Genomic DNA, 22,844 nt, shown 5'->3' with positions numbered 1-22,844 from the left:
GGGTCAAGGGGCAGGGGTCGCCTTGACCAGCCCCGCCATCACCCGGTCCAGCAGCGCATCGGGCAGCGTCATCAGGCTGCGCGTCGCCGTCCACAGCACCGCCATGCGGATCGGGCGGTCCGGCCAGATGCCCCGCAGCGCCGCGCGATAGGCCGCCATCTGCCGCAGGATGCCCTCCGGCACGGCATCAGCATCCTGTGGCACGTCGGCATTGGTCTTGTAGTCGACGGCCGTGATCAGCGCGTCGGTCACCGCCAGCCGGTCGATCACCCCGTTCAGCGTCCCCAGGCCTGCGACGGGCGCGGTCAGCGCGACCTCGGACAGGATACGGGCGCCCTCTCCGCGCTGCAGAACCTGCGTCAGGGCGGGCGCGGACAGGACCGCGTGCGCCTCGTCCAGCAGGTCGGCCATGTCGGGGGCGTCGGGCAGGCCGCCTTCGGCCCCCGACAGGATCGCACGGGCGATGCGCGGCCAGTCGGATGCGGTATGGGCGGGCAGATGCTCCAGCAGCAGGTGCAGCCGCGTGCCGCGCAGCATCGCGGCGTCGCGGTCGCCCGCGCTGGTTCCGGCCAGCACCTTGGCGCCGCCCAGCCCGCTGGCCGTCACCGGGCCTACGAAATCAGGCGCGGGCGGGGCCATGCGCAGCGCCCAGTCCGGCGCCGCGACCGGCACGGCCGCATCGGGGGCTGGGCTTTCGGCCTCTGCCGGCCAGTCGCCCCAGGACAGGCGCAGCCCGGTGCCGACGCCTTCGATCGGCAGGTCCTGACGCGTCAGCGCGGTGCGGCCCGCGCCTTCGGCGACCATCGCGTGCCAGCTGTCCAGCCCCTCGCCCGTGTCGCCGGCTGCGGCCACGATCAGCCAACTTTCGGCCCGCGTCATCGCGACATACAGCAGGCGCCGCCGCTCCTCCTCCTGCCGCTGCTGCCATTCGGCGACGGCCATCGCGACCGCGTCGCAGCGTTCGGGCGCGGCGCCGCGCCAGACCGGCATGTCGTCCAGACGCACCAGCGCCTGGCGGTTGTTGGGCTTGCGGACCTGGGTCTCGGGCAGGATCACCACAGGGCTTTCCAGGCCCTTCGACCCGTGCACCGTCATCACCCGGATCAGACCGCCCGCGCCGCCGGGCAGCTGTCGCTTCACCTCGACCTCATCCTGGGCCAGCCAGACCAGGAAGCCGGTCAGGGACGGGGTTTCCACTTGCTCATAGGCCAGGGCCTGGGACATCAGCTCGTCAATGCCGTCCACGGCCTCGGGGCCAAGGCGGGCCAAGAGGGCGGCGCGGCCGCCATGGCGGGTCAGCAGCCGGGCGATCAGGTCGTGCGGGCGCAGATAGTCGGCCTGCCCAGCCAGGTCGTTCAGCACCGCCTGTGCGTCCATGTGGGACGATTCGCGCAGGCGCATCCACAGGTATTCGCGCGACCGGCGGCCATGGGCCAGGCGGTACAGGTCGTCCTCGGACAGCCCGAACAGCGGAGAGCGCAGCGCGGCCGCCAGCGACAGGTCGTCCTCGGGCGTGGCCAGCACCGACAGGGTGGCGATGATGTCGCGCACGGCCAGCTCGCCCGCCAGGCGCAGGCGGTCGGCCCCCGCCACCGGCAGGCCCGCCGATTTCAGCGCCGCGATCAGCGCCGCGAACAGCGTGCCGCGCCGCTGGACCAGGATCTGGATGTCGCCCGCATGCAGGGGCCGCGGCTGGCCCGATTTCGCGTCGATGATGGGACTGCCCAGCATCGCACGGATCTGGATCGCGACATGGCGGGCCAACTGCGTGTCGGCGTCGTTTTCGGACGGCGCATCGACCGGGCGTGTCCAGTCCTCGGGGTCGGTCTTGTCGGGCTTGGGCAGCGCGGGCCAGATGTCCACGCGACCGGGCAGGGCCGCCTTGAAGGCCACGTGCCGGGGCGGATCGCCCAGGCCCGTCGCGGCCTCTCCCTGGAACACCGCGTCGACCAGCGCCAGCACTGCGGGCGATGACCGAAAGCTGTGGGCCAGCCCGCGCTGCTGCATGGGCGCCTGCACGGCCTGGAAATCGGCGGCGAAACGGTCGCGCATCGCCTCGAACACGGTGATGTCGGCACCCTGGAACGAATAGATCGACTGTTTCGGATCGCCCACCACGAACAGCGTGCGGGGCCGGTCATGCGCGCCGGCGCCGCTGGTGAATTCGTCGGTCAGGCGGCGGATCACCCGCCACTGGCCGGGGCTGGTGTCCTGCGCCTCGTCGACCAGAATATGGTCGATGCCGCCGTCCAGACGCCACAGCACCCACTGCGCCATGCTGGATTCCTCCAGCAGCGCGGCGGTGCGGCCGATCAGGTCGTCGAAATCCAGCCAGCCCTGCGCCGCCTTGGCCGCGTTCATGCGCGCCGCGAAGGCATGCCCGAACCGGTGGAGCGCCAGCGTGCGTTCCGCCGCCGCCAGGGCCAGCGCCTGCGGGCGGGCCAGCTCGACCCGCTCCATCAGGGCGTCCAGATCGTCCATGAAGGGGGCGCAGGGGCCGGTGGCCATGGCCTTGGTCGGGATCTTGCCGGTCTTGGCGCCGAACGGCACCTTGGCGCTGCCGCCGAAAAGCAGACACCCGAACAGGCGGGACAGGTCGTCCATGCCGGGATCGCGCCAGTTCACCTGTGCCAGCGCCTCGGCCAGCTTGACGTCATTGGCGGAACTGCCCCGCAGCGGCGGGATCACCGCATCGGCCAGATCACCTTCGCCGCCGGTGAAGACCCCGGCCAGCAGGCTGTCCGCCGTCAAACCGGGGGGCAGGTCCAGCGCGGCCCAGATCGCCGCCGGGTCGGGGGCGTCCGCGTAATCGGCCAGGGACAGCCCGGCCAGGAACCCGTCCAGGTCGTCGCCTCCCTGAAGGCGGGTCAGGTCCGCGATGGCGGGGTGGGATTCCTCGGCCATCGCCTCGATGATCTCGGCGCGCATGGCGCGGGCGCTGCGGTCGTCCAGTTCCGCGAACCCCATCGGCACCCCGGCCTCCAGCGGAAAGCGGCGCAGGACGGCGGCGCAAAAGCTGTGGATCGTCTGCACCTTGAGGCCGCCCGGCGTCTCGATCGCGCGGGCGAACAGGCGCCGCGCGGCGGGCAGGTCGGGGTCACCCCCCTCGCCCAGCTGGGCCAGTTCGGCACGCAGGGCGGATTCGGGCAGCATCGCCCAGGTGCCAAGCCGCGCCAGCAGGCGGTTCTGCATCTCGGTCGCGGCGGCCTTGGTATAGGTCAGGCACAGGATGCGTTCGGGCGGCGTCCCCGCCAGCAGCAGCCGCGCGACCCGGTCGGTCAGCACGCGGGTCTTGCCCGACCCGGCATTGGCCGTCAGCCAGGTCGAGCGCAGCGGATCGGCCGCCGCGATCTGGTTCAGCGTCGCCTCATCCATGATGATCGCCCACCTTTCGCGGCGCCGCGGCATCGGTCAGCGCCCATTCGCCGTACCGCGCCAGGTGATCGTAATCGCCCGCATAGGACGTGCTTTGGGGCGCACGCATCGCGGTGAACCCGGCCTCTCCGGTCACATAGGACCGCAGCAGGCGGACGAAGCCGTCCCAGGTCTCGGCCTCGATCAGGTCGTCATGCTCGCGCGGGTGGGTCTTGCCCTCTCCGCCCAGCTGGATGTAGCGCAGGCCCGCCACGTCCACCGGGCCAAGCGCGTCGAACCCGCCGCGGCGCGCCATCGCGGCCTCTAGCATCAGCTGCTTGTCGAAATGGCGGATCATCGCGTCGGTCGGCGGCGTGCCGGATTTGTAGTCATAGACCACGACGCGGTTGTCGGTCAGCAGGTCGATCCGGTCGGGCTTGGCGGTCAGGGTGATGCCCAGGTCCGCCACGGGCACCTTGCCGCGATGCTCCACGACCATCGGCCGCCCCTCGGCCAGGCGGGTCAGCTCGTCCGCGACGATGCGGTCGGCGATCCGCGCGATGCGCGCCGACCAGAAGGCGCGGGCGGCGGGCCAGGGCACCTCGTCCGCCAGCACCCGGTCGGTCAGCGCCAGGAACCGGTCCCTGAGAACCTCGGGCGGGGTGTCGGGGGTAGGACGGCTGTGCAGCAGCGCCTCGACGATGGCATGCAGGGTCTGGCCGCGCAGCGACGCGTCGGGCTGCGGGCGCAGCGGGGGCAGCGCGCGCAGGCCCAGCACGCGCTTGGCATAGACCGCATAGGGGTCGCGGATCAGCAGCGACACGTCCGTCACCGGCAGGTCCGGGAACAGGGGCAGCGGCGGGATGGGCGAGGGGCGCGTCGCCGGGGGCACCGGGGCGGGGGGCCGCGCCACGGCCTGCGCCAGGGCCAGCCATTCCGCGCCGCGCGCCCGCATTCGGGCCAGCGCCTCTGGACCGCCCCGATCCGGCAGCCCGCCCATCAGGTTCAGCATCCGGTTCAGCCAGCGCGACGGGATGGTCTCGGCCTCGGCATCGCGTTTCGCGCGGGTCAGATAGACCCGGTCGGCAGCCACGGCCTGCTGAAAGTCGTGCGCCGCCAGCCCGATCTGGCGTTCGGGCAAGGGTAGGCCCGCGGCGGCGCGCATCTGGCGCGACAGCCAGGGGTCGGGCGACAGGGCCTGCGGCCAGCCCCCCTCGTTCAGGCCGGACAGGATCACGGTGCCGTGGCCGTGCAGACGCGCCTCGCGCGGGCCGTGGATGCGCAGGCAGTGATGCGCCTCGACATCGTCGCGCACCGCCTTGGCCTGCAGTTCGGTGACCAGCAGCGCGCTGAAGTCGCCCGGGCCGATGTCGGGGCCAAGCGCCGCGTGTTCCACCAGATGGTCCAGCACCGCGCGGGCCATCTGCCCGGCCTTGTCCTGCCACAGCTGAGAGCGTTCCGCATCGCCATCCGGTCCCGCCGCCAGGGCCTGGGCCAGGCCCAGCAGGTCGGCCAGCCGATGGGGCAGGGGCCGCGGCGCCCGGTCGCGGGCCACGGCGGTGATGCGCGACAGCATCGCGGCCAGCCATTCCGCCCAGATCTTGCGCGTGCCGTCGCCCTTGGTCGCCCAATCGGCCAGCGTGGCGGCATCGGGAAAGGCCGGGCCGTTCCGGCGCAGCTGCAGTTCCAGCTCGCGCGTCTCGCGCAGCATGTCGTTGCGCCCGATCGCGGACGATCCGGTCGCGGTCAGCGGATGCTTCAGCAGGATCAGCAGCCGGTCGATGGTCAGCGGCTGACCGAACAGCGCGGCCACCTGGCGCAGGAACAGGCCCGGCGCGGTCAGCGGCAGGGGCCGGCCCGCGCTGTCGTCGGGGCGGATGTGCCAGCGGTCCAGCGCCGCGGTGACGCGTCGGATCAGGCCGCTGTCGGCCGCGATCAGCGTGACCTGTTCGCCGCCGCGTTCGGCCGCGTCGCGCATGATCAGGGCGATGGTCTCGGCTTCCTGGCCGGGCTGGTCGGCCTCGATCAGGGTCAGATCCGCGGTGGCGGCGATCAGGTCGGGCAGGGCAGGGCCCTCGGCGATCCACTGGTCGGTGACCGGCGCGGGCCGCAGCGCCAGAGAGATCAGCCGGTTGCGCCCCTCGGATGGCGGCCGCACCGCGGTCCAGCGCTGCGGATAGCCCGCCTCCGCGATCAGCGGCGCGAACCGCGCCTGCGGATGATCGTCGGCGCGCTCCAGCCCATCCCAGACCGGGGCGGGCTGGTCGAAATCGAAACCGGGCAGCACCACGGCGCCGTTGGGCAGCGCGGCCACCGCCTGCATGTACAACCGCGTCGCCCCGTGCGATCCGGTCGACCCCGCGACGATCACCGGGCCCTGCGGCAGATCGATGCCCTGCGGCCAGTCGCGGGCGGCGGCCTGGGCCGCGGCGCGCTGGCGGGCGGGGCGGTCCTGGGACGGGTCGCCCAGGTGGAACTGGGCCGCGATGCGCAGGAAGGCCAGCGCGTTCTGCCAGTGGCGGGCATGATCGCCGGTGTCGATCGCCTCCAGGTCGGACAGGTCGCGGCCTTCGGTCTGCATCTCGACCATCAGCTGGGACAGGGACTGCGCCAGCACCGGGATCGAATGACCCGCCCCCAGATCGGGGCGCAGGGCCAGCATCTGCGCGATCAGCCGCGCCAGTTCCAGCCGCCGCGCCAGGGGCGGCACCGGTGGGTCCGGCATGACCAGGGGCCCCGGATCGACCCCGGTGATCGATCGGATCTGCGGCAGCAGCAGCGGCCCCGCCCTGTCGAAGGCGCGATACAGCGCCCCCCGCGTAGACGCGGCGTTGACGAAGACTGTGACCCCGGCCAAGGCCTCGGGCGGCTGGTCTGCCATCCGCTCCAGCAGGCCCCGCACGAAGGCGTCGGCAAAATCCACGCCGGGGGGCAGCGCGTAAAGACCGCGCATCTCAGCCATCCAGCAGCGCCTCGGCCAGGGGGATGGCGGCGGGATAGCCCACGTCGCACCAGCCGCCGGGATGGATCAGCCCATGCGCGCGCCCGTCCGCGATCATCAGATCCCACAGTCGGTTCAGCGAAAAGACCGCATCGCCGATTTCGACCAGCCGGTCGGTGCGGATGATCTGCGCCCCCGCATAGACATAGTCGCCCCGCCTGCTCAGGCGACCGCCATCCAGGCTGAAATCGCCCGCCCCCTGCCGCGCCGTGGCCTGCGCCAGCGGCACCAGCGCCAGCAGCGCGTCCATGCGGTTGTCCCACGCCGCCATCAGCGCCGACAGGACGTTCGGCCCGGTCCAGACCACGTCGGGGTTCAGCGTCATCACCGGCCCCGGTCCCAGCAGGGGCAGCGCCTGGCGCAGCCCGCCGCCGGTGTCCAGGATCAGGTCCGGCTCGGCGCTGATCGCGACCTCCTGACCGGCCAGGTGCCGTTCGATCTGATCGCCCAGGTAATGCGTGTTGACCACGATGGGCGCGGCGCCCGCGTCGCGGCCCAGGTCCAGCGCGCGGTCCAGCAGGGTGCGTCCCGAAACCGGGATCAACGGTTTCGGCCGGTCGTCGGTCAGCGGGCGCATCCGCGTGCCCAGGCCCGCGGCAAAGATCATCAGGGACGGCATCGGGCGATCCTTTCGCGCAGGGCGGCGTCGGGGGCGGGCACGTTCGCCAGCATGGCCCGCAGAGGCGCCAGCGCCGGATGCGCCAGGTCGCGCTGCAGATGCGCCCAGACCCGCGGCATGAAGGCCAGATAGCGCGGCTTGCCGTCCCGGATCGCCAGCCGGGCAAAGACACCCAGGATGCGAAGCGCCCGCTGTGCGCCGATCAGGGCATAGGCCGCGCGGAACGGGGCCTCGGCCACGCCGGTCGCGGCCAGATAGCGGGCGATCTGTGCCTGTTCCGTGGCCGGGTCCACGTCGCGGCGCGCGTCCTGCAGGGCGGATACCAGGTCATAGGCCGGATGCGCGGCCACCGCGTCCTGATAGTCCAGCAGGCCCAGGGGCGCGTCGCCGCGCCAGACCAGGTTCTCGGCATGGAAATCGCGCAGGCTGATGGCGGGGGGCAGATCGCCGCACAGGCGGTCGTGCAGATCGGCGATCAGCATGGCCAGGTCCGGCAGGTCGGCCCCCGGATAACAATCGACGAACAGCGCCGCCAGATCGCCCATCGCCGCACCGTCCAGCGGCGCCACGAAAGCGGGGACCGGCTGGCGGTGCAGGTCGACCAGGAGGTCGGTGATGCGGTCGTGGATCAGCGGACCCAGATCGGGCCTGTCGGCCAGCACGCGGGCCACCAGATCGTCGCCCAGATCCTCCAGCAGCAGGAACCCCTGATCGGCGTCCTGCGCCAGAACCCTGGGCGCGCCGAACCCGCGGCCGCGCAGCCAGTCGGTCATCGTCAGGAACGGCCCCACGGACCCCGACGGGTCGTCCATCAGCACGCCCACCCCCGGCAGCCGGAAATACCGCCGGGCCGAGGCATCGCCCGCCAGGGGCAGCACCCGCGCGTCGCCATGCCCCGCCGCGAGGACGAATGTCGCCCGCGCCGCCAGACGGTCCGCGCCGGGGAACGCCATGTCGATGCGGCGCAGGTCGGGGTCCGGGTCTGCGCCGATCGCGATGGTGATGGCGCCGGGCGGGACGTGGTCCAGCCGGTCGGGCCATTCGATCAGGCAGATCGCGTCCTCCATCGCCTCGTTCAGGCCCAGTTCGGTCAACTCGGACGGGTCGGTCAGGCGGTACAGGTCGGCATGCCAGATCTGCGTGCCCATCGGGTCGTCATAGGTCTGGACCAGTGTGAAGGTGGGGCTGGGCACGTCCTCGGCCGCATCGCCCTGGCGGGCGCGGATGAAGGCGCGGGCGAAATGCGTCTTGCCCGCGCCCACCGGACCGTCCAGCAGGATCGTCGCCGGGGGCGCGATCTGGGCGGCCAGCATCCGGGCCAAGGCTGCGGTCAGGGTCTCGGTGGCGATCAGGCGCGTGTTCATGCCCCGGTTCTAGCCTGTCGCGCGGGCGGGGGAAACAGGGCGTGGATGGACGGCGCGCGCGAATGCGCTAGGCTGACGGCGAAACCGACCGGAGGCCCCATGCTGCGCACCGCCCTTGTCCTGACGCTGGCCCTGTCGGGGCCGGCACTGGCCACCCAGGAATACATCCTGCCCACCCTGTTCGACGTGGCGCGGGTCGCGGCCGACGACGTGCTGAACATCCGGGCCGAGCCGGATGCCTCCGCGCCGATCATCGGCACGCTGGCCTTTGACGCGACCCACGTCGAGGTGGTCGAGCAGCGCGCCGGCTGGTCGCGCGTCAACACCGGAGAGGGGTCGGGCTGGGTGTCCGACCGCTATCTGGATTACCGCGTCGACGTCTGGCAGGACGGCGCCCTGCCCACGGCATTCCAGTGCTTTGGCACCGAGCCGTTCTGGGCCTTCATCCCGCAGGGCGACAGCGTTGTGCTGGGCGGTCCCGACATGCCAGAAGATACGCGCCCCGTCCGGGCGGTCCTGTCCACCGGCATCTTCCGCGACCCGACCCGCGCGGTGGTGGCCGACGGGCTGACCCTGACCGCCATTCCGCAGCTGTGTTCGGACGGCATGTCGGATCGCCTGTTCGGGATGCGCGCCCATGTGGTCATCCACGGCGACGCGCCGCGGATGCTGTCGGGGTGCTGCTCCATTCAGCCCTGAAGGCCAAGGACGTCCATCATGTCGTACTGACCCGGACCCTTGTCCTGACCCCAGACCGCCGCGCGGATCGCGCCGCGGGCAAAGATCGCGCGGTCGGTGGCCAGGTGGCGCAGCACGATGCGTTCGCCGTCGGCGGCGAAGATCACGTCATGTTCGCCCACCACGTCGCCCCCGCGGATGGCGGAAAAGCCGATGCTTCCCGGTGCGCGGGCCCCGGTGATGCCGTCGCGGACCGGCACGCGCAGGTCGTCCAGCGCGGCGCCCCGTCCCTGGGCCGCGGCCTCTCCCAGCATCAGGGCGGTGCCCGACGGGGCGTCGACCTTGTGGCGGTGATGGCTTTCGACCACCTCGATGTCCCAGTCGGTGCCCAAGGCGGCCGCGACCTTGCGGGTCAGCCCAACCAGCAGGTTCACGCCCAGGCTCATGTTGCCGGCACGGATGATCGGCGCGTGGCGGGCGGCGGCCGCCAGCGCGTCCAGGTGCCGCTGCTCCAGCCCGGTGGTGCCGATGACGTGGACGGCGCGCGCCTGGGCGGTCAGTTCCGCGAATGCGACCGTGGCATCGGGGCTGGTGAAGTCGATCACCGCCTGCGCCTGGGCGATGGCCGTCACCGCGTCGTCGCTGACCGTGACGCCGGCCGGCGCGCCCCCCATCGCGGTGCCGATGTCCTGCCCGATCCAGTCGTGGCCTGCGCGGTCCAGCGCGCCGACCAGCCGCAGGTGGTCGCTGTCCAGGATCAGGCGGATCAGCATTTGGCCCATCCGGCCCGATGCGCCGGTCACCACGACGCCCGGCCGCTGCGGCTGATCGGTGTTCTGCAAATCGCTCATGGTCCACCCCTGTTGGCTTTGGGGCGTGATACAAGGTTGCGGCCCGCGCCGCGACCCCCTACATCGGGACGCATGGCACAGAACCGCAATTCCCAAGGTCAGGGCCCCAAGCAGCGCCAGCTGCGCGTGGGCGAACTGATCCGTCGCACCCTCGCCGACGTGCTTGCGCGCGCGGACGTGCACGACCCCGACCTGAACCGTCATTCCATCACCGTGGCCGAGGTGTCGATGTCGACCGACCTCAAGGTGGCGACGGCCTATGTGCTGCCGCTGGGCGGCCGCGATGCGCCCGAGGCGCTGGCCGCGCTGCGCCGCAACACGCCGGAACTGCGCCACCTGGTCGCCAAGGCCATGACGCTGAAATTCGCGCCCGAGCTGCGGTTCCAGTTGGACGAGACCTTCGACCGCATGGACGACACCCGCCGCCTGTTCGAGGACGAGCGCGTGCGCCGCGACGTCGCCGCCCCGGACCGGGACGACGATGACGCCTGATCTGCCGCGTCTGGCGGCGGTGGCGGTCGGAATGCTGGTCGCGATGGCGCTGCCGTCGGGGGCCGCGCAATGCGAACGCGTGGACCATGACGGCCAGGGCTATGTGCTGTGCCAGGTCGAGGCCGCGCAGGAACCCGCCCTGCGGCTGTTCCAGAACGGCCCCGACGGCGCGCCCTTGCGCAATTTCGCCAATGTCCGCCGCACGCTGGACGCGGGTCAGACGCTGTCGTTTGCCATGAATGCGGGCATGTTCCATGCCGATTACCGTCCGGTGGGTCTGCTGGTCGTCGACGGGGTCGAACTGTCGCCCATCGTCACCGGCGCCAGCCGCGACAATTTCGGGATGCTGCCCAACGGCGTCTTCTGCACCGGCGGCGCGCAGCCCTTCCAAGTCATCGAAAGCGTCAGCTTTGCCGAGACGCGCCCCGACTGCCGACTGGCCAGCCAGTCCGGGCCGATGCTGGTCATCGACGGCGACCTGCATCCGCGGTTCCTGGCCGACAGCGACAGCCGCTATATCCGCAACGGGGTCGGCGTGTCGCCCGACGGGCAGACCGCGTGGTTCGCGATCTCGAACAGGCCGGTGACGTTCCACGAATTCGGGCGGTTCTTCCGCGACGGGCTGGGCGTGCGCGATGCGCTGTATTTCGACGGCTCGATCTCGCGGCTTTATGCGCCGTCGGTGAACCGGGCCGATTTCGGGCGCAGCATGGGTCCGATCATCGGCCTGGTCGAGTGACCGGTTGACCCCTGCCCGCCGCGGGTCTATCCCCCGGCCCTTGTTTTTTCAGGAGTGATCATGGCGCGCAAGAAGGGCCGGGACATCAACGGCTGGCTGATCGTGGACAAGCCCGCGGGCGTCAATTCGACCGCGGTCGTGGCCAAGGTGCGTTGGGCGCTGGACGCCAAGAAGGCCGGTCATGCCGGCACGCTGGACCCCGACGCGACCGGCGTCCTGGCCGTCGCCCTGGGCGAGGCCACCAAGACCGTGCCGATCGTCACCGACGCGCTGAAATGCTATGACTTCGTGGTGAACTGGGGGTCCGAGACGACCACCGACGACGCGTCCGGCAGCGTGGTCCGCACCAGCGACGACCGCCCCACCGCCGCGCAGGTCGAGGCGGCGCTGGCGGGCTTTACCGGTGACATCATGCAGGTCCCGCCCGCCTTTTCCGCCGTCATGGTCGAGGGCGAGCGCGCCTATGACCTGGCCCGCGAGGGGGTCGAGATGGAGCTGGCCGCGCGCCCGCTATGGGTCGACAGCTTGACCTTTCTGGAGGCCCAGGCCGATACCGCCCGCCTTGAAATGGTCTGCGGCAAGGGCGGCTATGTCCGCTCGATCGCGCGCGACCTGGGCCGGGCCTTGGGCTGTCTGGGCCATGTCGCGCATCTGCGCCGCACCTGGTCAGGCCCCTTCGAGGCCAGCGCCGGGGTGGCCTTCGACCGCATCGACCGTGACGCGCAGGACTGGCTGGAGACGCAGATCCTGCCGTTGGAGACGGGCCTGGCCGACCTGCCCATGCTGCGCGCCACGACCGAAGGCGGCATCCGCATCCGCAACGGCAATCCCGGAGAGGTGACCGGCGGCGCCGAATGGGGCGAGCTGGTCTGGGTCCAGGACGCCAGGGGGCCGGTCTGCATCGGCCGCTATCAGGGCGGCATGGTTCAGCCCGACCGGGTGTTCAACCTGTGATGCCACCGGGGCGGTGGGCGCCCAGAAAGGGCCCCTCGCCCGCCGCGTCGATGCGGGCGATGGCGTCGCGGATCGGCTCGAACGTGACGCACATGGTCCAGGCGGTGGCGTGGATCATCAGATCCCCGGACACGGCCATCGCCACGTGGCCCGGCCAGAACAGCAGATCGCCCCGCGCGATCGTGTCAGTCGGCGCGAACGTCGCGCGCTGCAGGTCGCTGTCGCCGGGGCAGGCGATGTCGCAGGCGGTCAGCGCGGCCTGCACCAGCCCAGAACAATCGATCCCCGCCCGGCTGTTTCCCCCCCACAGATAGGGTGTGCCCAGCAGGCTTTCCGCGACCGGAACGGGGTCGCCGGCCGGGCCGTCGGCCAGATGCTGGACCGGGACATGGCCGCCGGTCGCCAAGGTGGCAAAGCGCCCCTGGACCTGGGTGACCGACACCCGCGCGCCCAGGGACAGCGAAAACCGCTCGGGCCGCTTCATGTCGGGTTCCAGATAGACATGGGTGGCCGGCGCGGTGACGCGGTGGGTGATGGGCGGCAGGCTGCCGCTCAGCGCGGTGTCGGCGATCCAGCCGCAATAGCCGTCCAGCGCCGCGCGCACGAAGCTCATCCCCGCCTCGCGGTCGATCACCGTCACGTCGGCCCCGAAGTTCAGCTGCCGGTCGCGGCGGCCTTCGGGGGCGTCCAGCAGGTCGACCACCGGAATGATCACCCGTGCGGGCTGTCCCGGCACGAAGGACGGCCGGTCCAGGACGCCGCGCAGGCTGTCCAGGGCCACGCGGTCGGTGGCGGGCGTCAGACGGCGGTCCATCAGCGCGCCAAAATCTGCGGCAGCGCGGCAAGGATCGCGCGCGCGCCCTGCCCGACGCCGCCCTTGGGGCGGCCCGGCGCGGCGGTGGGCTGCCAGCCATAGATGTCGAAATGCGCATAGCGTCCCGCGCCCTCGGCAAAGCGGCGCAGGAACAGGGCGGCGGTGATCGACCCGGCCATTCCGCCCGCGGGGGCGTTGTCCAGATCGGCGATGCCGGGTTCGATTAGCGATTCATACGCGTCCCAGAAGGGCATCCGCCAGACCGGGTCGCCGACCTGCATCCCGGCGGCCTGGATCGCGGTCGCGGTCGCGTCGTCGTCGCAGTAAAGCGGCGGCAGGTCGGGACCAAGCGCCACCCGCGCCGCCCCCGTCAGCGTCGCCAGAGAGATCATCAGGTCGGGGCTTTCCTCGACCGCATAGGTCAGCGCGTCGGCCAGCACCAGGCGACCCTCGGCATCGGTGTTGTTCACCTCGACCGACAGCCCCTTGCGGCTGGCCAGCACGTCGCCGGGGCGGAAGGCGTTGCCCGCGACGCTGTTCTCGACCGCCGGGATCAGCACCCGCAGGCGCAGGCCCGATGCGGCGCCGCTGCGCGCCAGCATCTTGAGCAGGCCAAGCGCGGTCGCGGCCCCGCCCATGTCCTTCTTCATCAGCCCCATCGAGGCGCCGGGTTTCAGGTTCAGCCCGCCGGTGTCAAAGCACACGCCCTTGCCGACGATGGTCAGCATCGGCCCCGCATCGCCAAGCCGGATGTCGATCAGTCGCGGCTCGCAAGCGGCGGCGCGGCCGACCGCGTGGATCAGGGGAAAGTTCTGCTTCAGCAGCTGGCCGCCGCAGATCACCTCGACCCGCGCGCCCAGATCGTTAGCAAGACCGCGCGCGGCGGCCTCCAGCTTGTCGGGGCCCAGATCGCTGGCAGGGGTGTTGATCAGGTCGCGGGTCAGGAATTCGCCCGCGGCGATGGCCAGCAGGCGGTCGGCGTCCACGCCTTCCGGGCAGACCAGCCGCGGCCCCTGGACCGGCGCGCCCTTGTAGCGGGTGAACCGGTACTGGCCCAGCAGCCAGCCAAGCGCCAGCTGATCGGGATTCAGACCCTGCGGGATGCCGGCCAGATGCCAGTCGCCCTTGGGCAGGGCATGGGCGCGGGCCAGGTGGAACCGGTCGCGGCCGGCCTGCGCCCGCTCGCCCAGGCCCATGATCGCGCCGCGCAGCCCGCCCGACGCATCGGGCAGCAGGCACAGCTGTCCCGCCTTGGCCGCGAACCCGCAGGCCTGGGGCCAGTCGCCCGCGTCCTGGGGCAGGGGGTCGCCGGTCCAGACCAGCCACAGCGGCAGGGTGGCATCAGAGGCGGGCGCAAATTCGGGGGTCATGGGCAGGTCCTTGGCAGTTCGGCGCACAGCCTACAGCACCGCGCCCCGACTGCAACCTCAGGCCAGGGCCGTCCGGTCCCAGATCGCCGTCAGCGACCGGTTGCCCACCCGCAGCAGGCGCGCGCGGATCGCGGCCAGCGCCGGCACGTCGCCGCGTTCGGCGGTGCTGCCCAAGTCCATCGCGACGCCGGCCAGCGACAGCAGGCCGATCTGCCAGGCCAGGCGCGACATGCGTTCGGCATGCGCCGCCGCCTGTGCCAGGTCCGCGTCGTCCAGCGCACCGTCCACCGCCGTCAGCGCCGCCGCCAGCTGTTCCAGCGCCAGGCCGATGACATGCTGGGCCGATGTCTCGCCCAGCTCGGCCACGATTTCCGCGACGCGGCGGCTGTCCACGCGGACCGCCTCTGATATGGCCAAAGCCGAAATTTGTGCCATCCGCACCTCCAGGGGATCTGTCCCCGCACGCGCCGACCATGCGGGGCAAGCGGTGAAGAAAGCCTTGAGGCGGGATCAAGAAAAGGCTCGAATTTGTCTCAATCCCGGCCTATCACCCCTGTCAGAAAGCGAGGTGCCAGATGAACGACCTGTCTCCGTTGCCGCAATATCTGGTCAAGCGTTTCCACGGCTGGAAGGCGACGTCCTATGCCGAGAACGCGGCCTGGTTCCGCCGGCTGGCGACCGAAGGACAGCGCCCGCGCGCGATGGTCATCTCCTGCTGCGACAGCCGCGTGCACGTGACCAGCATCTTCGGCGCCGATTCGGGCGAGTTCTTCATTCACCGCAACATTGCCAACCTGGTACCGGCCTATGCGCCCGACGGGTTGCAGCACGGCACCTCGGCGGCGGTCGAATATGCCGTCACGGCGCTGAAGGTCGCGCATCTGATCGTGGTGGGCCACACCAATTGCGGCGGCGTCAAGGGATGCCACGCGATGTGTTCGGGCGCCGCGCCCGAACTGGAGGAGAAGACCAGCTTCGTCGGTCGCTGGATGGACATCCTGCGCCCCGGCTATGACCGCGTGAAGGACCTGCCCGAAGCCGAACAGGTCAACGCGCTGGAGCGCGAGGCCGTGCTGGTGTCGCTGGAGAACCTGATGACCTTCCCCTTCGTCCGCGCGGCGGTCGAGTCCGGGGAAATGTCGCTGCACGGTCTGCTGCACGACATCAGCGAAGGCACGCTTTTGCAGGCCGATGACGGCGGCAGGCGGTGGGTGTTGATCTGACACCCGCCCGCCCGGCGCGTCTTCAGGCGTCGGGCCGCCAGCGGATGACCCGCCAGACATACAGCGCGACAAAGCCCAGAACGATCGCCGTGGACAGCGGATCGATCAGGTGGCTGACGGCCTCATAGCCGTTTTCAAGGACATAGCCGGCGATGGCCAGCCCGCCCGTCCAGATGAAGCTGCCGATGGCGGTGAACAGCAGGAACCGCCCCACCGGCATCTGCGCCAGCCCCGCGGGGACCGAGATCAGCGTGCGGATCGTGGGCAGGAAGCGGCCGAAGAAGACCGCGGCCCCGCCATGCCGGGCGAACCAGCCCTCGGCCGAGGTCAGCTCGTTGGGCGTCAGCGTCAGCCAGCGGCCATAGCGGACCACGACGCGGCGCATCCGCGCCGGGCCGTAGGCCACCCCGATCACGTACCAGAACCACGCGCCCAGGGTCGATCCGACCCCGCCCGCCAGGATCGCCAGCCACAGGGGCGTGCCGCCGCGGGCGGCGTTGAACCCCGCCAGCGGCATGATCAGTTCCGACGGAATCGGCGGAAAGATGTTTTCCAGCAGCATCAGGGCAAAGATTGCCCAGGCCCCCCCGCTTTCCAGCAGGCCGGTGATCCATTCGAACAAGGATCAGCCCTTCTTCAGGATGCGGTTGCCCAGCAGTTCGGCGATCTGCACCGCGTTCAGCGCCGCACCCTTGCGCAGGTTGTCGCTGACGCACCACAGGTTCAGGCCGTTCTCGACCGTGCCGTCCTGGCGGATGCGGCTGACATAGGTGGCGTATTCCCCCACGCATTCGACGGGGGTGATGTAGCCGCCGGGCTCGCGCTTGTCGATCACCATGACGCCGGGCGCCTCGCGCAGGATGTCGCGGGCCTCGTCCTCGTCCAGGAAATCCTCGAACTCGATGTTGATCGATTCCGAATGGCCGACGAAGACGGGGACGCGGACGCAGGTCGCGGTGACCTTGATCGACTTGTCCATGATCTTCTTGGTCTCGGCGACCATCTTCCATTCTTCCTTGGTCGCGCCGTCTTCCATGAAGACGTCGATCTGCGGGATCACGTTAAAGGCGATCTGCTTCTGGAACTTCTTGGGTTCCTTTTCCTGACCCGGCACGTACATGCCCTTGGTCTGGTCCCACAGCTCGTCCATGCCCTCCTTGCCCGCGCCGCTGACCGACTGGTAGGTCGAGACGACGACGCGCTTGATGCGGGCGCGGTCATGCAGGGGCTTGAGCGCGACGACCATCTGCGCGGTCGAGCAGTTGGGGTTCGCGATGATGTTCTTTTTCGCATAGCCCTGGATCGCGTCGGGGTTCACCTCGGGCACGATCAGCGGCACGTCGGCGTCGTAGCGATAGAGCGAGGAGTTGTCGATCACCACGCAGCCCGCGGCCGCGGCCTTGGGGGCGTGGATCTTGGTCGCATCCGATCCGATGGCGAACAGCGCGATGTCCCAGCCGGTCCAGTCGAACTGCTCGATGTCCTTGATCTTCAAAGTCTTGTCGCCAAAGCTGACCTCGGTGCCCTGGCTGCGGCGGGACGCCAGCACGGCGATCTCGTCCACGGGGAACTGGCGTTCGTCCAGGATGTTCAGCATTTCGCGGCCCACATTGCCCGTGGCGCCGGCGACGACGACTTTGTAACCCATTTCGGGGGAGCTCCTTTTTCTGCGGTCGGGGGCATTTACCGCAAACGGCCGCGCAACGCCAGCGCGCGTTGCAGGTCCGCACCCGGTCGCGGGGTTCCGGCAACAGGTCGGGCGGCCCCGGCGACTGCCGCAAAACGCCGCAGGGACGGCTTGTGCGCGCCCGGCTGACCGGACGCGCACAAGCGGTTTTCAGAACCGCAGGCCCAGGCCCGCACCGACGGTCGCCTGCGATCCGGCGTCATGGCCGATGCGGCTGTCCAGCGTCACCCAGGCATCGGCCTGGTCGGACAGGGCCGTCTGGGCCGACAGGCCGATGCGGGCAAAGTTGCGGTCCTGTCCATCCAGCGTCACGCGGCGGTCGTTGCCGGTGCTGTCGGTCACGCGGATGCGCGAGGGCGCCCCTTCGGCCAGGTCGTGGACCAGCGTGCCTTGCGCCGACAGCGTCACGTCGCGCCCGGCGACGGCCAGATCGGTGCCGACGCGGCCGCCCAGCTGGACCTCCAGGCTTTCGATTGCCTGACCGGCATAGGTGACCGCGCGGCGGTCGCCCGACCCTTCCGAAAACCCGCCGATCCGGGTGCGGCTGTAATCCAGCCCCACGACCGGACCATAGGTCACGCCCGATGCCAGCGCATAGTCGCGCCCGGCCTGGACTCGCGCGCCCAGGGTATAGGCATTGGTCGACCAGTCGAAATCCCGTTCGACGATGGTCGCGCCCAGGCCCGAGCGCAGCACGAAGTCGCGCGTGCCCTCAAGGTCCGACTTGCCCCAGCTGACCGCGCCGATCACCCAGTCGTCGTTCATCGCATAGGCCGCGTCCAGCGACAGCTGATAGGCGGTCGATTCCAGGTCGTCGCCGCTGCGCAGGTCGTCGCCGGTGCGTGCATAGGCCAGCTGGCCGCCCAAAGACAGGCCGGGGGCCACCTGGTACGACGCGCCCGCCCGCGCCATCAGCGCAGCCCCGCCGTCGCGCCCGAAGGTCGCGCTGCTGTCCGGCGTGGCCAGGCCCTGCACCGCGATCGAGGGCGTGATCTGGCCAAAGGGCGCATCCGCGCCCAAGCGGTCACGCGTCGCGCGCAGCGACAGGGCGGCCAGGTCAGCCTGCTGTCGGGTGGCCAGATCGGCGATCTGGGCCGCCGACAGGGCCGCGTCCTGGGACGACGCCACCAGGTCGGCGCCCGTCTCCTCGACCAGCAGGCGGGTCAGGATGCGGGCATAGTCGCGCATGCGCTGTTCGAACCGTTCAGGGCCCAAGGCCGCCAGCAGGAACGCCCAGTTGTCCTCGGTCGGGTCATGCCAGGTCGAACCGCCGGGGATCAGCGGATTGTCGGTCTGGGTATAGCCGTCCAGATCGCCCAGGTCCCAGTTCGTCGCCTCCAGCCACAGGATCGGGATGCTGTAGCCTTCGAACACGGCGGCGTCGGAACAGCAGCCGGTGTTGATCGGATAGTCCGGGTTCCGTCCGGGGTTGCTGCGCAGATCGATGCCAAGCTCGTCCGCGATGGCGTGCGCGCGGGTCCACAGCGACAGCAGCGCCGGGTTCTCCAGGTATTCGGTCCCGGCATGGGCATACATGAAGTCGCCTGTGATCAGGCTGTCGATGTTGATCATCCCGGCCATGTCGTCGCGGCGGCCGCCAAGGGTGTCGACGTAATGGGCCGCCCCCTGCAGGCCGACCTCCTCGGCGCCGAAGGCCACGAACTCCAGGCCGACATCGGTGGACAGCCCGGTCATGTGCGCCGCCAGTTCGGTCAGCACCCCCGCGCCCGAGGCATTGTCGTCGACCCCCTGCAGGTCGGGCGATGTTCCGGCGCTGTCGAAATGCGCCCCCACCACGATGAAGCGGTCGCTGGCGCCGGGCATCGACACGACCAGGTTTTGCGACGGGCCCAGCGTGGCGCCAGACCGGCTGGTGGCGGTGAAGTCCTGACGCACGACCGCATTGCCGCCGAAGGACAGGCGGTCGCGCATGTATTGGGCCGCGTTGAAGAAGGTCGTACCGCTGTCCGGCGCGCCCGTGAAGCGGCCCGGATAATTCAGCGCCAAATCGCGCATCGTATCATAGCCATAGGCGCCGAAATCCTGCGCCAATGCCGGGGTGGCGCAGATCAGCGCCGTGGAGGCCAAGGCGGCCTTGATGGTTCTCATGGGGTTTCCCTGCCTGCTTTTTGGTGTCCCCCGCGCGGGGGAAGCGTACAGGATTGCACAGCGCGCAGCGCGTGCAAGGCCGCCTCAGCGGATCAGCGTCAGACGGTGGTCCTGGCGCAACAGATCGGCGACCCAGGCACCCTCGGCCGCGAAATCATGCGGCACCTGCGCGGCATTGCGCCGTCCCGACAGCGACAGGCTGGCGAAGAAGTCGAAACCATAGAGCGTCAGCGATGCCAGATCGCTGCGCAGGCACAGATCGATCAGCATCGCGCCTGTCGTGGGCGGCGCGCCCAGCCGCCCGGCCAGCATGTCGATATCCGCCAGGGGGTGCAGGTAGAAGCCGGGGCTGGACGCGCTGTCCCAGTCCAGCCGCTTGCGTTTGGGCGACATCCACAGGATGCGGCCGGGGTCCAGGCGCGCACGGTCCGCGTCCGGCAGGCGCGTGGCCAGTCCCAGCCAGTCGGTGCGCGTACCGTGGCTGGCAGGGCTGGGCATCGGCGCGCGGTTGATGCGGACGACCCTGTCGGCGGCATCGATCCGTGCCCCGTGGGCCTGATCGGCAAGCGCGCGGGCATTGCCGATCAGCGCGACATGGCGGCCCGACAGGTCGGCCAGCAGCGCGGATTGCGGGACCGACAGCGCGGCCAGGGGCGCGTCGCGGCGCATCAGGCGCGCCGTGGCAAAGGCCAGCCGGTTCACAGCAGCGACCGATAGACGTCGACGATGGCCCGCGCCTCGCCCTCGATGGCGTGGTTCGCGGTGACATGGGCGCGGGCGGCCTGACCCGCCGCGGCGCGGCCTGCGTCGTCGTCCAGCCAGCGGGCCAGCGCGGCGGTCAGGGCGGGGGCGTCGTCTTTCGGGACCAGGCTGCCGGTCTGGCCGTCGCGGATCAGCGCCTCGTAGGCACCGACGCGGGCGGCGACGGTGGGGACGGCGCAGGCGGCGGCCTCCAGTGGCGTCAGGCCGAAGCCCTCCCAGCGGGCAGGGGCGGCAAAGAGATCCAGCGCCTGGTAATGTGCGATCACCTGGTCCCACGGCAGTTCGCCCAGGAAGCGGATGCGACCGTCCAGCCCGGCCGCCTTGATGCGCGCCTGCAGGTCATCGGCAAAAGCGCGGTTGTCAGGGGTGATGCGGCCGGTGAAGATGATCTGCACCCGCGGGCGCGAGGGCAGCAGTTCCAGCCCGGCCTGCACCAGCAGATCGACGCCCTTCTGCGCGCGGATGCGGCCGAAGCAGCCGATCAGCACCGCGTCCGGGTCCAGCCCCAGCCGCGCGCGCAAAGCGGCACGGTCCGGGGCGGGGTGGAACACGTCCGTGTCGACCCCGTGCAGGATCACGGTCGCGGGGCATTCCAGATAGCTGGCCGCCTGGGGCGAGGTCGCGATCAGCGCGTCCTGTTGCCGGATCAGCCAGCGGGTGAAGCCGGTGTGCCGGCGCTGGGCGGCGGACGTGAACAGCAGGCGGTACCGGCGCCGCAGCAGGCGACGCAGGATCAGCCCCAGCGCCATCTCGGTGTTGCGGCGCGCGTGCCAGACCCGCCATCGGTCGCGGGGCAGGGTGGCCGCGCGCACCAGGGGAATGTGCGGGACATCCGCGGGCAGGCCGGGGCCGGTCGCGCGGATGTCGATCATCCGCGCCTGGACCGGGATCAGCCGCACCACCGTGGCCGTCACCCCGGAAAGGCGACGTTTCAGGTTCGGTGCGACGATCAGCGGGTCAGTCATGGGCGGCGGCCTCGGGCGTCAGGAAATACAGCAGGAACCCGATCGCCAGCGGGATCAGGAAGAACAGCCACAGCATAGCGAAGGCCTGCGCGGGCGCATAGGCACCCTGTGCCGCGGCATAGACCGGGCGCGACGCGAACTGCATCACCCCGACCCCACCGATGGAGATCATGTTGAGGAAGGTCATCCCGCGTCCCACCAGATGTGGTGGCAGGAACGATCGTCCATGCGCCATCAGCAAGGGATAAGCCGACCCGAAGAACCCCAGCACGACCAGCAGCGCGGTCACTGTGGGCAGGGGCAGGGCGGGGGCCTGCCACATCACCGCCAGCGTGACGATCATCACCGCGGAAAACAACATCGTCGCACGGCGCGCGCTGCCGGCCAGGCGCGCGGCGGGTCCGACGGCAAAGCTGCCCGCGACCATGGCCAGGCCCATCGCCAGCGTGACCCGGCCGATCTGGGTCGCGTCGGCGCCATGCACCTGCTCCAGCCAGGGGGCGGCCCACAATCCGCGGATTGCCGCCGTCACCGCATAGTTCACGCCGAACAGCGGCACGATGAACCACAGCGCGCGCAGGCGCAGGATCTGACCGATCGAGCCCTGCGGATGCCCCGCGCCCAGCCGCGCCGGGTCGCGCACCGCCGCCAGGACCAGCGCGGCCACCATCAGTGTCACGGCCGCAAGCCCCCACAGGGTCTGGCGCCACCCCGCGGCCTCGATCACCCAGACCAGGGGCGAGGCGCCCAGGATGTTGCCCAGCGATCCGAACCCCACCAGCACCCCGGCCAGCATCCCGAAGGACGCGGGCGGGTATTCGCGCGCGAAGATGAAATACGGCCCCATCAGCGCCGGAGAGCAACCGATGCCCAATGCGGTCATCGCCAGATGCAGGTGCCACGGTGCGTCTGCCATCGCAAAGATCACCGCGCCTCCGGCCCCGCCCACCGCCATCAGCCACGCCACCGTGCGGCGCGGTCCGAACCGGTCCAGCGCCGCCCCCACCGGCAGCTGCATCAGCGCGAAGGCGATGAACCACAGCCCCGATGACAGGGCCAAATCGCCGGGGCCGGCGCCGACCTGATCCTGCAGCACCGGGGCCAGCACGGCCAGAAAGGCCCGATAGAATTGCGACAGCATATAGGCCAGCACCAGGCTGACCAATCCGGCCTTGAGCATGAATTCGTTCCTCCGTTCCCCGGCGCCACGCTGGGCCAAGGACGCGGAAGCTGCAAGACGTGCAAATCACGCCGGGGCGGCGGGGCGTTATTCGGCGGGGACGGCTTCCGCGTCGGAGGCCGTGTCGCTGGCGCCCGCGGCGGCGGCCTTGGCGGCGGCGGCCTCGGCCAGGCCCGGCGTCACGGGCTGGGTGCTGCCGCCCATCCCCTCCAGCCGGGCGATCAGTTCGGGAACCTGCGGGCCAAGCCGGTCGCAGGCATCCGCCTCCTCGACCACGGCAAAGGCCGGGCGGACATAGTCACGGTCATAGCTGACCGGGTCCAGCCCCAGCCGTTCGGTCAGCGCATCAGTGGTGCCGGCCATCAGCTGAAATTCCGGACCGCTGACATCGTGTTCGGGGCATTCCGCGGTGATCACGGTCATCTGCGCGACGTCGCGCGCCAGCGCCTGCGCCTCGTCGTCGGACAGCCCAGACACGTCCGGCAGCGGTACCACGACCCGGTCGCCCGGCACCCCGTCCGAGGTCTGCGCCAAGGCGGGTTGCGTCAGCGCCGCCGCGGCGGCGATCATCAGGACAGTCCAGCGGGTCATCGCATTCCTCATTCACAGGGCTGGTCGGGCGACAGGGTCGACCAGCAGCCCCCCGGGCGCAAGGCAAACTGTCGTGAGCGCCCGTTCCCCG

General features: G+C 70.7%; 20 protein-coding genes. 5 read left to right on the top strand and 15 right to left on the bottom strand.

The genetic code is table 11. The features are described 5' to 3' along the window. Window positions 1-3 precede the first annotated feature (3 nt). Genes addA through tsaE form a run of 4 tightly spaced genes read right to left on the bottom strand, consistent with a single transcriptional unit; the run spans window position 4 to window position 8,338 of the window. Complete coding sequence (addA, locus tag PRL19_RS04310) at window positions 4-3,375, bottom strand: double-strand break repair helicase AddA (protein WP_273744002.1); 3,372 nt, start codon at window positions 3,373-3,375, stop codon at window positions 4-6. Beyond that, entirely contained in the window at window positions 3,368-6,316 is a 2,949-nt protein-coding gene (gene addB / locus PRL19_RS04305) for a double-strand break repair protein AddB (protein WP_273744001.1), read from the bottom strand. The genes addA and addB overlap by 8 nt, the downstream gene beginning before the upstream one ends. Next, window positions 6,309-6,974, bottom strand: a complete 666-nt coding sequence (locus tag PRL19_RS04300; RefSeq protein ID WP_273744000.1) for a nucleotidyltransferase family protein — start codon at window positions 6,972-6,974, stop codon at window positions 6,309-6,311. Before PRL19_RS04300 ends, addB begins: the two co-directional genes overlap by 8 nt. After that, window positions 6,962-8,338 (bottom strand): tRNA (adenosine(37)-N6)-threonylcarbamoyltransferase complex ATPase subunit type 1 TsaE, encoded by a 1,377-nt coding sequence (gene tsaE / locus PRL19_RS04295; RefSeq protein WP_273743999.1) that lies wholly within the window; start codon window positions 8,336-8,338, stop codon window positions 6,962-6,964. Before tsaE ends, PRL19_RS04300 begins: the two co-directional genes overlap by 13 nt. 99 nt (window positions 8,339-8,437) lie before the next feature. Here tsaE and PRL19_RS04290 point away from each other — a divergent pair, with 99 nt between their 5' ends. Further along, entirely contained in the window at window positions 8,438-9,037 is a 600-nt protein-coding gene (locus tag PRL19_RS04290) for an SH3 domain-containing protein (protein ID WP_273743998.1), read from the top strand. Here the strand turns inward: PRL19_RS04290 and dapB are convergent. Beyond that, the gene (gene dapB / locus PRL19_RS04285) at window positions 9,028-9,867 is read right to left on the bottom strand and encodes a 4-hydroxy-tetrahydrodipicolinate reductase (protein ID WP_273743997.1); all 840 of its coding nucleotides are present in this window, start codon (window positions 9,865-9,867) and stop codon (window positions 9,028-9,030) included. The two genes, PRL19_RS04290 and dapB, sit on opposite strands and share 10 nt — an antisense overlap. A gap of 72 nt (window positions 9,868-9,939) precedes the next feature. Between dapB and rbfA the strand changes: the two genes are divergently transcribed. The 3 genes from rbfA to truB are packed head-to-tail and all read left to right on the top strand — an operon-like array spanning window position 9,940 to window position 12,052. Then, the gene (rbfA, locus tag PRL19_RS04280; protein WP_045981949.1) at window positions 9,940-10,359 is read left to right on the top strand and encodes a 30S ribosome-binding factor RbfA; all 420 of its coding nucleotides are present in this window, start codon (window positions 9,940-9,942) and stop codon (window positions 10,357-10,359) included. Then, the gene (locus PRL19_RS04275; protein WP_420704411.1) at window positions 10,349-11,098 is read left to right on the top strand and encodes a phosphodiester glycosidase family protein; all 750 of its coding nucleotides are present in this window, start codon (window positions 10,349-10,351) and stop codon (window positions 11,096-11,098) included. The genes rbfA and PRL19_RS04275 overlap by 11 nt, the downstream gene beginning before the upstream one ends. A gap of 60 nt (window positions 11,099-11,158) precedes the next feature. Continuing rightward, window positions 11,159-12,052, top strand: coding sequence for a tRNA pseudouridine(55) synthase TruB (truB, locus tag PRL19_RS04270; RefSeq protein WP_273743996.1), 894 nt, complete (start codon window positions 11,159-11,161; stop codon window positions 12,050-12,052). Here truB and PRL19_RS04265 read toward each other — a convergent pair. The 3 genes from PRL19_RS04265 to PRL19_RS04255 are packed head-to-tail and all read right to left on the bottom strand — an operon-like array spanning window position 12,042 to window position 14,671. Then, the gene (locus PRL19_RS04265) at window positions 12,042-12,866 is read right to left on the bottom strand and encodes a C40 family peptidase (RefSeq protein ID WP_273743995.1); all 825 of its coding nucleotides are present in this window, start codon (window positions 12,864-12,866) and stop codon (window positions 12,042-12,044) included. The genes truB and PRL19_RS04265 overlap by 11 nt on opposite strands. Next, window positions 12,866-14,236 (bottom strand): leucyl aminopeptidase family protein, encoded by a 1,371-nt coding sequence (locus tag PRL19_RS04260; RefSeq protein WP_273743994.1) that lies wholly within the window; start codon window positions 14,234-14,236, stop codon window positions 12,866-12,868. Before PRL19_RS04260 ends, PRL19_RS04265 begins: the two co-directional genes overlap by 1 nt. Before the next feature lie 57 nt (window positions 14,237-14,293). Continuing rightward, window positions 14,294-14,671: a hypothetical protein gene (locus tag PRL19_RS04255; RefSeq protein ID WP_045981954.1), complete on the bottom strand. Its 378-nt coding sequence runs from the start codon at window positions 14,669-14,671 to the stop codon at window positions 14,294-14,296. 140 nt (window positions 14,672-14,811) lie between these two features. Between PRL19_RS04255 and PRL19_RS04250 the strand changes: the two genes are divergently transcribed. After that, window positions 14,812-15,459 (top strand): carbonic anhydrase, encoded by a 648-nt coding sequence (locus PRL19_RS04250; protein ID WP_273743993.1) that lies wholly within the window; start codon window positions 14,812-14,814, stop codon window positions 15,457-15,459. Window positions 15,460-15,481: 22 nt separating this feature from the next. On the opposite strand, the gene PRL19_RS04245 is transcribed toward PRL19_RS04250, so the two are convergent. The 7 genes from PRL19_RS04245 to PRL19_RS04215 all read right to left on the bottom strand — a co-directional run bounded on the left by PRL19_RS04245 (window position 15,482) and on the right by PRL19_RS04215 (window position 22,753). Beyond that, window positions 15,482-16,081, bottom strand: coding sequence for a DedA family protein (locus tag PRL19_RS04245; RefSeq protein ID WP_045981956.1), 600 nt, complete (start codon window positions 16,079-16,081; stop codon window positions 15,482-15,484). Between the two features lie 3 nt (window positions 16,082-16,084). After that, a complete protein-coding gene (locus PRL19_RS04240) occupies window positions 16,085-17,107 on the bottom strand; it encodes an aspartate-semialdehyde dehydrogenase (protein WP_045981957.1) in 1,023 nt (340 codons plus the stop codon). A gap of 189 nt (window positions 17,108-17,296) precedes the next feature. Then, the gene (locus tag PRL19_RS04235; protein ID WP_273743992.1) at window positions 17,297-19,255 is read right to left on the bottom strand and encodes an autotransporter domain-containing protein; all 1,959 of its coding nucleotides are present in this window, start codon (window positions 19,253-19,255) and stop codon (window positions 17,297-17,299) included. 84 nt (window positions 19,256-19,339) lie between these two features. Further along, window positions 19,340-19,957: a glycosyltransferase family 29 protein gene (locus PRL19_RS04230; RefSeq protein WP_127897505.1), complete on the bottom strand. Its 618-nt coding sequence runs from the start codon at window positions 19,955-19,957 to the stop codon at window positions 19,340-19,342. Then, window positions 19,954-20,982 (bottom strand): glycosyltransferase family 4 protein, encoded by a 1,029-nt coding sequence (locus PRL19_RS04225; protein ID WP_273743991.1) that lies wholly within the window; start codon window positions 20,980-20,982, stop codon window positions 19,954-19,956. The genes PRL19_RS04230 and PRL19_RS04225 overlap by 4 nt, the downstream gene beginning before the upstream one ends. Further along, on the bottom strand, window positions 20,975-22,162 hold the full coding sequence (locus PRL19_RS04220) for an MFS transporter (protein ID WP_273743990.1): 1,188 nt from the start codon (window positions 22,160-22,162) through the stop codon (window positions 20,975-20,977). The genes PRL19_RS04225 and PRL19_RS04220 overlap by 8 nt, the downstream gene beginning before the upstream one ends. 87 nt (window positions 22,163-22,249) lie before the next feature. Beyond that, window positions 22,250-22,753: a hypothetical protein gene (locus PRL19_RS04215; protein ID WP_273743989.1), complete on the bottom strand. Its 504-nt coding sequence runs from the start codon at window positions 22,751-22,753 to the stop codon at window positions 22,250-22,252. Window positions 22,754-22,844: the final 91 nt, after the last annotated feature.

It is taken from the genome of Paracoccus marcusii (assembly GCF_028621715.1).
In the GTDB taxonomy this organism is placed as follows: domain Bacteria; phylum Pseudomonadota; class Alphaproteobacteria; order Rhodobacterales; family Rhodobacteraceae; genus Paracoccus; species Paracoccus marcusii.
The sequence above is the reverse complement of the archived record's forward strand: the minus strand, read 5'-3'. Positions and strand labels throughout refer to the sequence as shown.

Bases quoted from the DNA above. Each gene is read 5' to 3' on its own strand.
- dapB (WP_273743997.1), bottom strand. From the start codon at position 9,867: ATGAGCGATTTGCAGAACACCGATCAGCCGCAGCGGCCGGGCGTCGTG.
- tsaE (WP_273743999.1), bottom strand. From the start codon at position 8,338: ATGAACACGCGCCTGATCGCCACCGAGACCCTGACCGCAGCCTTGGCC.
- PRL19_RS04275 (WP_420704411.1), top strand. From the start codon at position 10,349: ATGACGCCTGATCTGCCGCGTCTGGCGGCGGTGGCGGTCGGAATGCTG.
- PRL19_RS04265 (WP_273743995.1), bottom strand. From the start codon at position 12,866: ATGGACCGCCGTCTGACGCCCGCCACCGACCGCGTGGCCCTGGACAGC.
- PRL19_RS04300 (WP_273744000.1), bottom strand. From the start codon at position 6,974: ATGCCGTCCCTGATGATCTTTGCCGCGGGCCTGGGCACGCGGATGCGC.
- PRL19_RS04255 (WP_045981954.1), bottom strand. From the start codon at position 14,671: ATGGCACAAATTTCGGCTTTGGCCATATCAGAGGCGGTCCGCGTGGAC.
- truB (WP_273743996.1), top strand. From the start codon at position 11,159: ATGGCGCGCAAGAAGGGCCGGGACATCAACGGCTGGCTGATCGTGGAC.
- PRL19_RS04240 (WP_045981957.1), bottom strand. From the start codon at position 17,107: ATGGGTTACAAAGTCGTCGTCGCCGGCGCCACGGGCAATGTGGGCCGC.
- PRL19_RS04250 (WP_273743993.1), top strand. From the start codon at position 14,812: ATGAACGACCTGTCTCCGTTGCCGCAATATCTGGTCAAGCGTTTCCAC.
- addA (WP_273744002.1), bottom strand. From the start codon at position 3,375: ATGGATGAGGCGACGCTGAACCAGATCGCGGCGGCCGATCCGCTGCGC.
- PRL19_RS04290 (WP_273743998.1), top strand. From the start codon at position 8,438: ATGCTGCGCACCGCCCTTGTCCTGACGCTGGCCCTGTCGGGGCCGGCA.
- rbfA (WP_045981949.1), top strand. From the start codon at position 9,940: ATGGCACAGAACCGCAATTCCCAAGGTCAGGGCCCCAAGCAGCGCCAG.
- addB (WP_273744001.1), bottom strand. From the start codon at position 6,316: ATGGCTGAGATGCGCGGTCTTTACGCGCTGCCCCCCGGCGTGGATTTT.
- PRL19_RS04260 (WP_273743994.1), bottom strand. From the start codon at position 14,236: ATGACCCCCGAATTTGCGCCCGCCTCTGATGCCACCCTGCCGCTGTGG.
- PRL19_RS04235 (WP_273743992.1), bottom strand. From the start codon at position 19,255: ATGAGAACCATCAAGGCCGCCTTGGCCTCCACGGCGCTGATCTGCGCC.
- PRL19_RS04225 (WP_273743991.1), bottom strand. From the start codon at position 20,982: ATGACTGACCCGCTGATCGTCGCACCGAACCTGAAACGTCGCCTTTCC.
- PRL19_RS04220 (WP_273743990.1), bottom strand. From the start codon at position 22,162: ATGCTCAAGGCCGGATTGGTCAGCCTGGTGCTGGCCTATATGCTGTCG.
- PRL19_RS04215 (WP_273743989.1), bottom strand. From the start codon at position 22,753: ATGACCCGCTGGACTGTCCTGATGATCGCCGCCGCGGCGGCGCTGACG.